Origin of the sequence: Parasphingomonas puruogangriensis, assembly GCF_036663635.1 — a bacterium.
Lineage (GTDB): Bacteria > Pseudomonadota > Alphaproteobacteria > Sphingomonadales > Sphingomonadaceae > Sphingomonas.
Genome location: NZ_JAXOJI010000002.1, coordinates 100,080 through 112,865 on the forward strand (window position 1 = coordinate 100,080; position 12,786 = coordinate 112,865).

At 66.2% G+C, this 12,786-nt stretch carries 13 protein-coding genes; 6 read left to right on the plus strand and 7 right to left on the minus strand.

Annotated features, from left to right (window positions below):
• The first annotated feature begins 128 nt into the window (after window positions 1–128).
• Window positions 129–542 carry a DUF202 domain-containing protein gene (locus tag U1739_RS06050; RefSeq protein ID WP_332705115.1) on the plus strand — a complete coding sequence of 138 codons (414 nt, stop codon included), beginning with the start codon at window positions 129–131 and terminating at the stop codon, window positions 540–542.
• Window positions 543–902: 360 nt separating this feature from the next.
• Here U1739_RS06050 and U1739_RS06055 read toward each other — a convergent pair whose 3' ends face one another.
• The gene (locus U1739_RS06055; protein ID WP_332705118.1) at window positions 903–1,274 is read right to left on the minus strand and encodes a nuclear transport factor 2 family protein; all 372 of its coding nucleotides are present in this window, start codon (window positions 1,272–1,274) and stop codon (window positions 903–905) included.
• Window positions 1,275–1,720: 446 nt separating this feature from the next.
• Between U1739_RS06055 and U1739_RS06060 the strand changes: the two genes are divergently transcribed.
• Window positions 1,721–2,758 carry an MBL fold metallo-hydrolase gene (locus U1739_RS06060; RefSeq protein WP_332705121.1) on the plus strand — a complete coding sequence of 346 codons (1,038 nt, stop codon included), beginning with the start codon at window positions 1,721–1,723 and terminating at the stop codon, window positions 2,756–2,758.
• 95 nt (window positions 2,759–2,853) lie between these two features.
• On the opposite strand, the gene U1739_RS06065 is transcribed toward U1739_RS06060, so the two are convergent.
• Window positions 2,854–3,312, minus strand: a complete 459-nt coding sequence (locus U1739_RS06065) for a DUF983 domain-containing protein (protein WP_332705124.1) — start codon at window positions 3,310–3,312, stop codon at window positions 2,854–2,856.
• A gap of 7 nt (window positions 3,313–3,319) precedes the next feature.
• Window positions 3,320–5,080 (minus strand): FAD-dependent oxidoreductase, encoded by a 1,761-nt coding sequence (locus tag U1739_RS06070; RefSeq protein ID WP_332705127.1) that lies wholly within the window; start codon window positions 5,078–5,080, stop codon window positions 3,320–3,322.
• Window positions 5,081–5,741: 661 nt separating this feature from the next.
• On the opposite strand from U1739_RS06070, the gene U1739_RS06075 reads away from it, so the two are divergent.
• The gene (locus tag U1739_RS06075; RefSeq protein ID WP_332705131.1) at window positions 5,742–6,200 is read left to right on the plus strand and encodes a DUF6130 family protein; all 459 of its coding nucleotides are present in this window, start codon (window positions 5,742–5,744) and stop codon (window positions 6,198–6,200) included.
• Between the two features lie 56 nt (window positions 6,201–6,256).
• Here U1739_RS06075 and U1739_RS06080 read toward each other — a convergent pair whose 3' ends face one another.
• Window positions 6,257–6,670 (minus strand): MerR family transcriptional regulator, encoded by a 414-nt coding sequence (locus U1739_RS06080; protein WP_332705134.1) that lies wholly within the window; start codon window positions 6,668–6,670, stop codon window positions 6,257–6,259.
• A 77-nt stretch (window positions 6,671–6,747) separates the two neighbouring features.
• Between U1739_RS06080 and U1739_RS06085 the strand changes: the two genes are divergently transcribed.
• On the plus strand, window positions 6,748–7,497 hold the full coding sequence (locus U1739_RS06085; protein WP_332705137.1) for a MauE/DoxX family redox-associated membrane protein: 750 nt from the start codon (window positions 6,748–6,750) through the stop codon (window positions 7,495–7,497).
• 109 nt (window positions 7,498–7,606) lie between these two features.
• Here the strand turns inward: U1739_RS06085 and rclC are convergent, their stop codons facing one another.
• Window positions 7,607–8,236 carry a reactive chlorine resistance membrane protein RclC gene (rclC, locus tag U1739_RS06090; protein WP_332705140.1) on the minus strand — a complete coding sequence of 210 codons (630 nt, stop codon included), beginning with the start codon at window positions 8,234–8,236 and terminating at the stop codon, window positions 7,607–7,609.
• A 157-nt stretch (window positions 8,237–8,393) separates the two neighbouring features.
• On the opposite strand from rclC, the gene U1739_RS06095 reads away from it, so the two are divergent.
• Complete coding sequence (locus U1739_RS06095) at window positions 8,394–9,407, plus strand: AraC family transcriptional regulator (protein WP_332705143.1); 1,014 nt, start codon at window positions 8,394–8,396, stop codon at window positions 9,405–9,407.
• A gap of 70 nt (window positions 9,408–9,477) precedes the next feature.
• Here the strand turns inward: U1739_RS06095 and U1739_RS06100 are convergent, their stop codons facing one another.
• Window positions 9,478–10,524, minus strand: coding sequence for an alpha/beta fold hydrolase (locus U1739_RS06100; RefSeq protein ID WP_443025511.1), 1,047 nt, complete (start codon window positions 10,522–10,524; stop codon window positions 9,478–9,480).
• Window positions 10,525–10,555: 31 nt separating this feature from the next.
• On the minus strand, window positions 10,556–11,560 hold the full coding sequence (locus U1739_RS06105) for an SLAC1 anion channel family protein (RefSeq protein ID WP_332705145.1): 1,005 nt from the start codon (window positions 11,558–11,560) through the stop codon (window positions 10,556–10,558).
• 698 nt (window positions 11,561–12,258) lie between these two features.
• On the opposite strand from U1739_RS06105, the gene U1739_RS06110 reads away from it, so the two are divergent.
• The gene (locus tag U1739_RS06110) at window positions 12,259–12,771 is read left to right on the plus strand and encodes an RNA polymerase sigma factor (protein WP_332705148.1); all 513 of its coding nucleotides are present in this window, start codon (window positions 12,259–12,261) and stop codon (window positions 12,769–12,771) included.
• The last annotated feature ends 15 nt before the right edge of the window (window positions 12,772–12,786 follow it).

Here is a 12,786-nt window from a genome sequence, read left to right on the forward strand (position 1 = left end):
TCTGCCATCACAAGATATCACGATAATTCACTTCCGCAGCCAGCGCGATCGGAGACAGTATGCCTACCCCAACGCCCCGGAGGATGTGAACTTCCCAGCTGAACGCTGAAGGACCGTGCCGAGGACTCATGACCAAAGATCACGATAGCCGCAGAACCCATCCCAACGCTTTCTCGGCACATCTGCCGCCGGAGCGTGACCCACAACTCGTGATGGCGGCCAATCGGACGATGCTCGCCATCGAGCGAACGTATGCGGCCTGGGTCCGGACCGGCCTTGCCGCCCTGGCGTCCGGGGTCGCCACTTGCGAGTTCGTCGACGAGGCGGTGCCCGCCTCCATCGCCGACGCGATGGCTTCGCTCCTCATAGTGTTCAGCGCGTTCTGCTTCATCGCCGCCGTCTGGCGGGAGCTCGGCGGGTTCGGTGGCACCGCATGGACCGACTTGAGAGGCGTTGCTCCCGCAGTCCTCATCGCCGCGAACTCGGTGATGCTGCTCATCAGCGTGACGGCGCTCGTAGGCATCTGGATCGCTGACAATTGAGTGGTGACACCGATCGCACACGGGAAGGCGCCCGGCGGGCGCGAGGCCGCTTGCGCCATTAAGGCAGCGGCCCGTCTGCCGGAGCTCGTGACCCGAGCGGGAGGACTGCAGTCTCTCGAAACACAAGCAAATCTCACCACTTTCCGACTGCCCGGCACATTCGGTATCCGTCAGCGCTCGCAGGCAGGTAAACGCCGTTCCCGCCGCTGCCTGGCCTACTTGCCGACCCTTGAGCCATCGCTGGCCCCCTCGCCCTCCGCGTGCTGGCGAAGAGCACGGCGGGTTCGGACAGTTTGATGACAGCCGGCGGTCACTCAGAATTACGGACGACGACACACGTCTTCGCCTTGGATCTAGCTGTCAGGTCACAGGCGGAATGGGATCGAGGAATGTGTATAGGGCCGCTATCCTGTCGGCGCTCACGACGACGACATCCAGCCCAGTGATCCTACGCGGGTCGCCGTCCGGTCCGAACGCCCATGCGAGGCGACCGCTGTCCTCAAGGACGTCCGCAGCTCCGATCGTCGAGAATACATAATCCGGAAACTGGGACTGCAGATCGCCGATGGCCCGATCCAGTTGGCGACGCCCAACGTGTCGACCGCGAGGATCGGAAAAGATGCAATCGGGATGGAACAGCTCCTCGATGACAGCGGTGCGCCGTTCCGCATCGTGCTCCGCGAAGACATCGCGGAGGTTGCGAATGAGCAATGACTCGACGGTATTGGACATAAACGACTTTCCGATTCAGTCGGGCTATCCCGATGGAGTCAGGCCTTCAGGGCTCAGGTCGTTCAAGGAGTCGCCTGGCCAGGACCGCAGCGACTGGATGGTCGACGATTAGCCAGTCGTGCTCGCACGAAACTGCTCCCGACGGCTCCGTTCAGCGAACGAGTTTGCGTGAGCGAATATGAGACTTTGTGGGCCGGCGCGAAGCTGTGCGAGCAACCGGGCAGACGCTTGACCAACCCATCCGGGGAGTTGCGTCCACGCTAATTCGCCCTGATCAGCCAACGGGAGCGAGAGCCTGGCCCGGACTAACAGCGGACACGCACGGCATCTCTCGACCTCTCACGCGGACTTACTCGCGCACGGGACGCGTCCCCTCCACAATCCCCAGATCGTTCACCAGTCCAGCCGATTGGTGGATCGTGGCCCGTCCCCGTCGGAGAACCATAATGCGCGCGCAGCTGCTGATGACGATCGCCACCGCATGGGTTCTTGCGGGGCTGGGCGTTCGTGGCGCGGACGCGCGACCGCAGTCGGGCGGCGAAGCCTATGAGAACATGCCGGCGATCGCGCCGATCGGCGTCCGGCCGGGCAGATACCTCGACGTCCCCGATGGGGCGAAGGGGCCACCGATCGATCCCGCCAAGGGATACCGCGTCCAGGATCTCGGGCAAGGTCTCCATATGATCACCGACAACGCCTACCAGTCGATGTTCCTCGTCTACGAGGATGGGGTCGTGGTGGTGGACGCGCCGCCCACCTACGCACCGCACATCATGCAGGCGATCAGGGAGATCACCGGAAAGCCGATGACCCATCTGATCTACAGCCACGCGCACGCCGATCACATCGGCGGCGCCGCCGCCCTCGGGAGCCATCCGATCATCATCGCGCACGAGGAGACGAAGCGGCTTCTCGCGCGGACGAACGACCCACATCGGCCTCTGCCGTCGGTGACGTTCAAGGATCGATACACCCTGAAGGTCGGAAGCAAGGTGCTCGAACTGAGCTACCGCGGCGTCGCGCATGAGCCGGGCAACATCTTCATTTACGCGCCTGCGCAGCGGACCTTGATGGTGGTCGACGTCGTCCTGCCCGGATGGATGCCATTCAAACGGTTCTCCTACGCCCAGGACATACCCGGCTACTTCGCCCAGGTCGCGGAGATCGAGGCGCTACCTTGGACCACGCTGGTCGGCGGGCACGTGGCGCGGACGGGCACGCACGCCGATGTCCAGACCCAGCTCGAATTCATGAGCGACCTGAAGGCCGAGGTGCAAAAGGCGCTGGCCAGCATCAAGCCCGCAGGCCAGCTCGACCCGCTGGATGCCGGAAACCCGTGGGCATACGCAGGCAACTACATAGACCGGATCGCGATCCAGTGCGTCAACGGCCTGCAGGACAAGTGGTCGAAGCGGCTTGGCGGCTACGACGCCTTCATCTGGGATCAGTGCTACGCGATGGAGCAAAGCCTGACGATGGACTAGGCCCATCCGAAGCCCCGGCCGGTCGAAAGCGACGACGTGCGTCGCCCGACGAACGAGATCACACACAACAGGCGCGGCCCGTGCGCCGGCAGCTCTCACTGGTCGAAGTCGCTGCCCTCCGGGTCCGTTCCGTGCAGCTGGGCCCAAAGGGCCTTCGTTCCCGCCTCCTGCGCCCTGTTCACGAACTGGGAGGCGACGAGCCACCCCTTGATCGGCCGCAATGGCAGCAAGGTGCCGAGCGCCATGATCGGAAAGGATGTCACGAGGTGCACCCAATAGGGAGGGTCGAAGGTCACCTGCAGCCACACGACGAAGAATATCAGCGGCAGGGCGATGATGCATAGCGAGAAGAAGGCTGGGCCATCGTCGGGAGCCGCGAAGCGGTAGTTCAGTCCGCAATGCTCGCAGCGATCCGTTATCTTTAGCCAAGATCGGAACATGCGGCCGATGCCGCACCTGGGACACAGGCCCTTCCACCCGCACCTCAGTATCCAACGGAACTCCTCTCCTTCGGCAAAGGCCCTCGGCGGCGCGGCTTCGTGCTCGTTTCGCATGACTTGCCTATGAGGCCACCGGCAACGCGACGCGATCGGACCGCATGTCCGGGACGCGCGGCCGCGCATCTGACCCGCCGTGCAGATCTGCGGGCTGCCCGCCCGCCCCGGAGGGGCTCACTTGAGGATCCCGGACTGGGGACCGCCGAAGGAATTCGTGGATCGCGGCCGTCACCGTCGCCCCTTCGCCGATCGCCGCCCCTACGCGCTTGGTCGAGCCCGCCCGCACGTCGCCGATGGCGAACACCCCGGGAACACTCGTCTCGAGGGTCGAACGCGCCGGGTCGCCGCCCGTCACAACGAAGCCGTGGTGATCGACCTCGACCCCCGACTGCTCGAGCCACGTCGTATTGGGATCGGCGCCCGTGAACAGGAACAGGTGGTGGATCGGTGTCATCCATGATTCCCCGGGCGCGCGGTTGACGACCGCTCCCGTCAGACGCCCGTCCGCGTCGCCTTGCAGGGAGGTCAATGTGCATCGGCGGTGAAGCTCGACGTTCCGCAAGCTGGCAATGCGCTCGACGAGGTATTGGGACATCGAGGCTCCCAATCCCTCCCCCCTGACGAGAAGATGCAGGCGATCGACCTTGGCCGCGAGGAAGACCACCGCCTGTCCGGCCGAATTCCCGCCGCCGACCAGGGCGACCGGCCGCCCCTCGCACAGCTTCGCCTCCAGGGGGGTCGCCCAGTAGCTCACCCCGGAGGCTTCGAATGCGTCCAAGTTGGCGATCGGGGGCCGGCGATAGCGTGCTCCGGACGAGATGACGACGGTTCGGGCGTTGGCGACGCCCCCGCTGGAGAGCTTGAGTTCCAACAGCCGGGCCGACGACCCATCCGCCATCGCGCAGCGCAGGCTTTCCACCGACACCGGAGCGGCCACCTCCGCACCGAACTTCTGCGCCTGGACGAACGCCCGCGCCATCAGGGCCAGTCCCGTGATCCCGGTCGGGAAGCCGAGATAGTTCTCGATCCGGGCCGACGCGCCCGCCTGGCCGCCATATGCGCGGCTCTCCAGCACGAGGACCGATAGACCCTCCGACGCCGCATAGGTCGCAGCGGCCAAACCGGCAGGCCCCGCGCCCACGATCACAACGTCATAGACCCGATCCAAATCCAGATCGGGCATGATGCCGATCGCCGCCGCGAGCGAGCTCTCGCTCGGTTGGCGCAGCACATCGCCTCCCGGCGTGATCACCACGGGCAGCTCGTCGTTTCGGATACCGAGCCGCGTAGCGACATCGCTCCCCACCGCATCGACGACGGTGTAAGGGTGGCTGTTCCGGCCGAGGAAGCCTTCGAGCGCCGTGAGAGCCGGGCTGCCCGGGAGCCCGATCAGCACCGAACCCGCCCCGCCCTCGGTGAGCAGCAGGGTCCGCCGAAGGATGAACGCCCTCATCAGGATCTCGCCAACCTCGGCCGAACCGATCAGGAGCGCGCGCAGGTGGGAGGCATCGAACGGGAGCACCTCCGCCCCCTGGCATCCGGCGACGCCGCCGGATATCGCCACCCGGCCAGAGAGCTGACCGATCTCACCGCTCACCTGTCCAGGACCGTGCCGCGTGATCTCCGCACCTTCCGCGCCGCCGGAAACGATGACTTCGCCCGCTAGGATAAGAAAGGACGGCGCGTTCCTGTCGCCTCTGCGCCAGACCGGCCGCCCTGGTGGGAACGTCTCGGGAGGCCCCGAGGCGAAACGGCGCGCGCCTTCGATCTGCTGCGGCGTGAGCGTCGGGAAGATCTGGTCGCGGCGTGCGTCTATCATGCTCATGTGATGTGACCTCGATTGCGAGCGCCGATCGCGCGTTCCGGATATGGCTCGGCCTTCATCCCAGCTGTCGCGGCCATCGCGTCAGTCTACATCGCCCGGTCGGATCCCGACGTTAGTTCTCGTGAGTCGAGAGCGGTTGTCGGGAGCGTGAGGCTCGCGCCATCTCACAACCGCTCTCGTCAACTGGCTGCGGCGGGGCGCGGGGCTGGTCTAGTATGCGACCCGATGACGCAGCCACTTGGTAGCGCGGCTTCGCCATACTGGAGGATAGCGCGATGATAGTCGGGACGCAGGCGGTCACCCCGAATGCACGCACGAGGATCATAATCGGCGTCGCGGGACTGATCGGCACGACGTTGCTCGGAGCGTCCTGGGACGCCCCGCCAGGCTCATCATCGAACCGGCTGGAGGGGGCGAGCTGCAACTCGGGAACTCCCGGAGGTTTCCATGGCATGTGCGCGACTGAAGGCAGCGAAGCCGTCGGGCCGCTCGGAGACCGCGAAGTCACCGGCATCGTCTCCGTCGCATACCCAGGGACGTTGCGAACCGGACCTGAGCGGTCCGCGGTGCTTTGGGCGCATGAGAGCGACCAACGCGGTCCTGTCAGCAGCCAAATCGGACAGCCAGACGTCGGACGTCGGGTCTTTAAAGGAGTGCCCCAATGACGTTGAAGAAAGGGCTGGCGATAATGGCCGCTTCCTCCCTGCTCTCGTCCCCCGTCGCGGCGCAGACCGCCCGCGCGATCAAAGGCCCGTCGCCGCTGGTGGCTCTGAGCAACGAACCGGCCCCGCGGCTGATCGTCGATCCGCCGCTCGTCGAGCCGCTGTCGCGCGGGCTGGTGTTCATCCAATATCGCACCGAGAACCTGCGGGTGGTGCCGGTGTTCGGCGCGGGCGCGCTGGACGTGTCGCCACGCATCGGCCACGTCCACATCACCGTCGACAAGGCGCCCTGGCACTTCGTCGACGCCAGCGGGGAGACGATCATCGTAGTCGGCCTGCCGGCGGGCGAGCACGAGGTCCTCGTCGAACTGGCCGATCCGACACATCACGTGATCGACCGCCAAACGGTGCGCTTCAAGGTGCCCGAGCGCCCCCCAGCCGGTGCGGCCCATCCCTGATGGCGCATGGAATGGACGGGTCACGCCACACGACGGGCATTAGGCGGGCGGTTGCTTCAAACCCGAGGTTCCCCCTGCTCGTCAAACGCTTCGATGATAGGGCATGGTCCTGCCGTCCCTTCCGCGCATCGACTGGCAAGGCGCTGCAGGGCGGAGCGGGCAGCGGCCAGATCGGCGATGCGCGCGTCGAGGACCTTGAGTTGCGTCGCGGCAAGGTCACGCGCCCGCGCGCGGTCTTCAGTCGCGTCGAGCGCCAACAGCTCCACGATCTGCTCCAGTGTGAAGCCGGCAGCCTGCGCCGAGCGGATGAAGCGGAGACGTCTGCTGTCCCGTTCCCCGTATCTGCGGATGCCCTTGCGCAGTCCGGCCCCCCCCGTCGGCTCCGGTGTGTGGAGGAGCCCCCGCCGCTGGTAGTAGCGAATCGTCTCAACGCCGACGCCGCCGTCCCGTGCCAACCCTGCGATCGTCATAGAACCCACGTCTTGACTCCGTACCATGGTACGGCCGCCATATGGTCCTGCATCGAGTGGACGCAAGGAGAATTACGATGACCGGCGCAACGGATAGGAACGCGAGCTTGTATCGGATGGCGACGGACCAGCACCTTTGCCCGTGGGGGCTCAAGGCGAAGGACCTTCTCCGCCGCGAGGGCTACTCAGTAGACGACCACCTGCTTACGAGCCGTGACGAGGTCGACGCCTTCAAGGCCGAGCATAAGGTCGCGACGACCCCGCTAGTGTTCATCGGCGGTCGACCGATCGGCGGTTATGACGATCTGCGCCGGCATCTCGGTAAAGCGGTCAAGGACCCGAAGGCCGTGAGCTACCGGCCGGTGCTCGCCGTCTTCGCCATGGCCGGGATGATGGCTTTGGCGGCAAGCGCTGCCGCATACGGGACGCCGTTCACCATGCGCGCCGGCGAGTGGTTCATCGCCTTCAGCATGTGCATCCTAGCGATGCTCAAACTGCAGGATGTGGGCGGGTTCGCCACCATGTTCCTCGGCTACGACCTGCTCGCTCAGCGGTGGGTCCCCTACGGCTACGTCTATCCGTTCGCGGAGGGACTCGCCGGCCTGCTGATGATCACGGGCCGTGTGAACTGGCTGGCGGTGCCCATCGCGCTCTTCGTCGGTGGCATAGGCGCGGTGTCGGTCTTCAAGGCCGTCTACGTCGATAAGCGCGAACTCAAGTGCGCCTGCGTCGGCGGGGGAAGCAACGTCCCGCTCGGCTTCGTATCGCTGACCGAGAACCTGATGATGGTGGCGATGGCGCTCTGGATGATCGGAGGCATGCGGTGAGTTCGCCGGCATTCCGGCAGGCTGACGGCATTGTCCCCAAGACGGCGAGCCGAGGAAAGTGATCGGTTTGGGTCGCCGTCTTGGAGGCCGGGAGGCGGCTCGCGCTCCTTTATGCGGTTGGGCGGAAGGATCGGTCCGAGCGGAGGTGCGGAGCGGTGCCCGGCCGCCGCTCCGCCAGCAACCGGCGCGCCGTATCAACGATCACCAGCCAGGAGCCCGCCAGCAGAGCGACGTCCTTGAGGACCAGGCGCCCCGCCCCAGAGAGATAGGGAAAACCGTGCTGCGCATCGCCCAACGCCGGCACCCAGGCTTCCGGCGTCGTCACCAGGAACGACAGCGTGACGAACGGCGTCGCAAAGGCGAGCAGGGCGCCCACCATCCCCAACCGCCGCGACACGAGACCCGCCAGCGTCAATCCGCCGATCACGATCTCGAGCAATCCGAGGCCGGTCGAGAAGGCATAGGTGTGATTGGCGAGCTGCCAGGCGCGCTGCATCGGTACGAGCGCGCCCTCCTTCGTCAGGTGTGCCGCGTAATCCACGGGATGCAGGTAGAAGAAGCGGAGGAACGGGCTGTTCGCGACGAACGGCGTGATGCTGTCTGCCTCGTATGGCTGGAACTTCAGCCAGCCGATCCAAAGGAAGATGATCGCGATGGCGATCTTCATCGCGGCGATGCCGAGCGCGTCGGAGCGGCGTCCCGCTACGGCCAGCAGGACTCGATCCAGATGCTTTGTCATGGTTCCCTCCTCAGGCTTCAGCGGGCGCGTGCGACGCGTTCCGGCTACAGTGGGTGTCGGTGCTCCAGACGATCTTTGGCATTGCGAATCTCCGTTTCAGTCGTTGGTGAAATGGAGGCTGGGCGCCCGTCGTTCGATGCCACGGCGGGACTCATTGATGACCCCACGGATCAAAGAGCACGCCGCATCCGTGGTTGAGCTTCACGATCCCCTCACCGCCATCGCCCCGATGCTGCGCGTCCGGCCGGAGCTGCAGGACTTCTGCCGCTTCGGCGGCTCATGGCGCACCGCCCACAAGCAGGAGGAGGCGGGCTGGGCGTCGTTCCACATCGTCACGAGCGGCGCCTGCCTGATCGAGCGGGAGGGGGAGCCGCCCGACCGGCTCGAAGCGGGCGACGTCCTGCTCTTCCCGCACGGCGATGGCCACGTCGTCTACGGCGGCGGTGGGCGCCACGAACTTCGGGACGTGGCGACCACCTACAGGCACCACATACGCGTGAAGGAGACACTTGGGCCTGCAATCGAGACGGAGCTCGTCTGCGGGCGCCTCCATCTTGAAGGAGTCAGCGAGAACCTCATGCTGCGCGCGCTGCCGAGCGTCATCGTGCTCCGGCTGGGCGGGGAACTGCGCTACCTGACGCTGGTGGCGATGATCCGGGAGGAGCTGGACGCCGGCCGAGCGGGGGCGGCCGAGATCGCCTCCGATCTCTCCAGCGCCCTGTTCGTGATGCTGCTCCGCCAACACCTGGAGAGCGCACCGCTGCCGCGGGGGCTCCTGGCGGCGCTCGCCGGCCGCGAGACCGCGCGGGCCGCTGCCGCGATGCTCAAGGATCCGGCGAGGGACTGGGAGCTCGACGACCTGGCCAAGATAGCGGCGACCTCGCGTGCGACGCTGGTGCGGGCATTCCGCCGGTTCAGCGGCATGCCCCCAAAGGCCTTGCTGACGGAACTTCGGCTCGGCCTGGCGCGGAATCAGATCCTCCATACCTCCGATTCCCTCGGGACCATCGCCGCGAGGGTAGGATACCGATCGGAAGCGGCGTTGAGCCGGGCGCTTCACAATCGCTTCGGGACACGTCCGGGAGCCATGCGACGGACGATGTCGGAAAACGGCCAACGGGTTCCTACTAGGGCATCCGCAATGGCGGTGGCCGTCGAGCCGGCCGTCTAGGACCATCGCCCTCCACGCGGCACAGCTCGAGCGGCGAGAGACACCGGCGCGCAGACCTGTAGCGACGTCGTCACCTGGCAACCGCGATGATCGCGTCCGCGAACGCCCGAGGGGCCTCCTGCGGCAAGTTGTGTCCCACGCCGCCGCCGATCAGACGGTGCGAGTATCTGCCGGTGAACTTGCGACGATACGTCTCCGGTTCGGGATGCGGTGCGCCGTTCATGTCGCCTTCCATCGAAATCGACGGCACAGTGATCGGCGGTGCTGCCGCCAGCTGCCCTTCAAGCCTTTCGTAGCGCGGATCGCCCTCCGCCAGCCCAATCCTCCAACGGTAGTTGTGGATCACGATCGCCACATGATCGGGGTTGTCGAAGGACGGCGCCGTCGCGTCGAAGGTGGCATCGTCGAAACGCCAGTCCGGAGACGCCATCCGCCAGATCAGTTTCGCGAACTCACATCTATTGGCGGCATAGCCGGCACGACCTCGTTCGGTGGCGAAGTAGAACTGATACCACCAGGCGAGCTCGGCCTTGGGCGGCAGCGGCATGGTTCCGGCGCGCTGACTGCCGATGAGGTAGCCGCTCACCGAGACCAACCCGTCGCAGCGCTGCGGCCACAGGGCGGCCACGATGCATGCGGTCCGCGCGCCCCAGTCGAAACCCGCCACCAACGCCTTCTCCAGCTTCAGCGCGTCCATGAGCGCGATGACGTCGACGGCGAGGACCGATTGCTGCCCGTTGCGCAGAGCGTCCGGCGAGCGGAAGCGCGTGGTCCCGAAGCCGCGGAGATGGGGCACGATCACGCGATGCCCAGCCGAGGCCAGCAGCGGAGCGGCCTCGGCGAACGCATGGACGTCATAGGGCCAGCCGTGGAGCAGGATCACGGGCCTGCCCGCGGGCGGCCCGAGCTCGAGGTAACTGACGTCCAGCTCGCCCGCGGCGATCGTCTTGGCCAGTCCGAACGCCATGGGTCCAGGCGGGGCGGGATCCTGGACGGTGCCCAGCGCTTTCGCTCCCCCAGGCGCGATAAGCCCGATCGGCCCCATGCACGCCGTCATCGCGGCCGCGCCGAGCAGACGCCTCCGCTCCACATCGATCGCGTCGGTCGTCCTGCGCATTTCCCAACTCCCATGATACGCGAGCGCGGCGTCAACCGCTCAACTGCCGCATTTCGCCACGAAGGATGCCGACGACCGTCCGGACTAGCAGACCGGCGATGACGACCGACGCCAAGCCCAAGGTCGCGACGGCGATGACGTCCTGCAGCACCCCCGGTCTCGCCTGCGCGAAAGTGATCGACGCACCGGCGCAGGCGGCGAGAGGGAAGCTCACCGCCCACCATGCGACCCGGAACGGACAACACTGGGGCAGGTACCGCAACCTCTCGAGGAGGATGGTCAGTATGAAAAGCATCAGACCGTAGAGTCCCTCCGCGAACAGATCGACCCGCCCGGTCACGGCCACGTAGGCGGAAAGCCCCACGGCGAACGGGGCCACCAGGATCAGCAACGACGACTGCGACGCCGGCGCCATCGGCTCCTCGAACAGCAGTCGTGAGAAGATCATCGTGAACAGGGGGATCGCGAAGAACAGGCCGACCGCAAGGCATGCCACCATCAGGCCATGGCTCTGGGGCAGCCCGAGATGGGGAACGGCCAACGGAACGTCGAGCACGCCGACGACTGGCACGATCCAAGCGGGGGTCGCATGTTCCACATGCTGCCTGACCGTCATCCAGCGACGGACGATGAGCCAGGCGAAACCGAGCATTCCTGCGGCGCCGAAGGCCCATAGCGCCCGCGCGACCCACAACGCCTCGGACGGTAGGAGCATAGGAAGCAGCAGGAGGCTGATCGGGATCGTTCCGAACAGGTTCCCGGCGAGAGGGTGCTGGAATTCGGCGCGGACGGCGTCAGGCGCCGAGGAGGCCTTCGCCAGATATGCGATGGCGAGGAGGATGAAAGCGGCCGCCGCGACCACCGCCGTGGCAACAGCTATCCATGAAGGCGCTCCGTACACGGCGGCGGCCATCTTCCACGCGATGCTCAGTCCGCACAGGCCCATGACGCCGGCGAACAGACCAACCGGAAGATAATCGAAGTATCGCGGCGACATCATGATGGCAGGTGGCTTCGACGGCCAGCAGGCAGCCAAAGCCGCCCTCGTGGATCTCGCCGGTCGAGTGCCAAGCGGTCTCACGAAGCGGAGCCCGCGCGCCGGCTCCGTAGCAGCTGGCAGGCGCGCAATTCGACGGTCGGGAAGGTCCGAAGACGTCCGCCCCGCCGCGAAAGCGCTGTGGACCGGCCGGCACATGCGGCGGCCCTCCGGATTTTCCAAACGGGATGATCGGCCACGATCCACTCCACCGCTACGAGACGAGACCGCGATCGCCGCTCGTCGGACATCGTCGAGACGAACCTGGACACGCCGATCGCACCGACCGTCATAGGCCATGGGCCCCGGGTCAGCGTGCGAGTTCCCGTTATAAACCGTGAGACCGCATGAACGTCGATGGGACCAGCGTGCCCCCTCGACATCCACGGAGGGGGCCGGGCGGTCCGTCGACGGGACTGTCGGCGGACCCGCCCCCGCCCGCACGTGTGGCGCCGCCGACGATCGACACGAGCGGGTTCGTGCATCAGCCCGCCCCAGCCTCGGCATCCGACCCCGCTTTGGCCACGGCCGCGGTGCAGGAGTCGTGTCCCAACTTGGTGCTCGGCAGCGTCCCCCTTGCGCGGCGGCCACCCGTGGGTAGGCGATTTGCCACCTTTCGGAGCGCGTAGTACGGGGCTGCACCACGTCCGAGTCGAGACTCCGTTCCTCGTGGTTGGCCTTTGTTCATTTGGTAGATGATGACGACTTCCGGCCTTGAGGCCGTCTTCCTTGAAAATCGTGACAAGCTGGTCCGATCCCTGGCTTCGCTCGGGGCCAACGATGCCGAGGATCTGCTGCAGGAGCTATGGCTGCGGATCCAATCGTCGCGGCACGGGCCGGTCGCCGCTCCCCTGCCCTATCTCTACCGCGCGGCGCACAACCTCATGCTCGATCGATACCGCAGCGCGCGAAAGTCTGCGGCTCGCGAATCGGCGTGGAGCGCAGTGACGGGCGCGGGCGATGGAGACCTTTCGCACGAACCCAGCGCGGAACGCCTGTTGATCGCACGCGAGCAGGCGAATAGCGTCGACGAAGCGCTGCAGGCGATCGGCGAGCGGGCAGCACGCGTCTTCCGCCGGCACCGCCTCGATGGCGTCGAGCAGCGCGTAGTGGCAGCCGAGTTGGGCGTTAGCCTGAGCACGGTGGAGGCCGACCTCCGCAAGGCGTATTCGAAGATGATCGAACTGAAGAGGCGCTTCGATGAGGCTTGAGCGCGACGTCTCCGT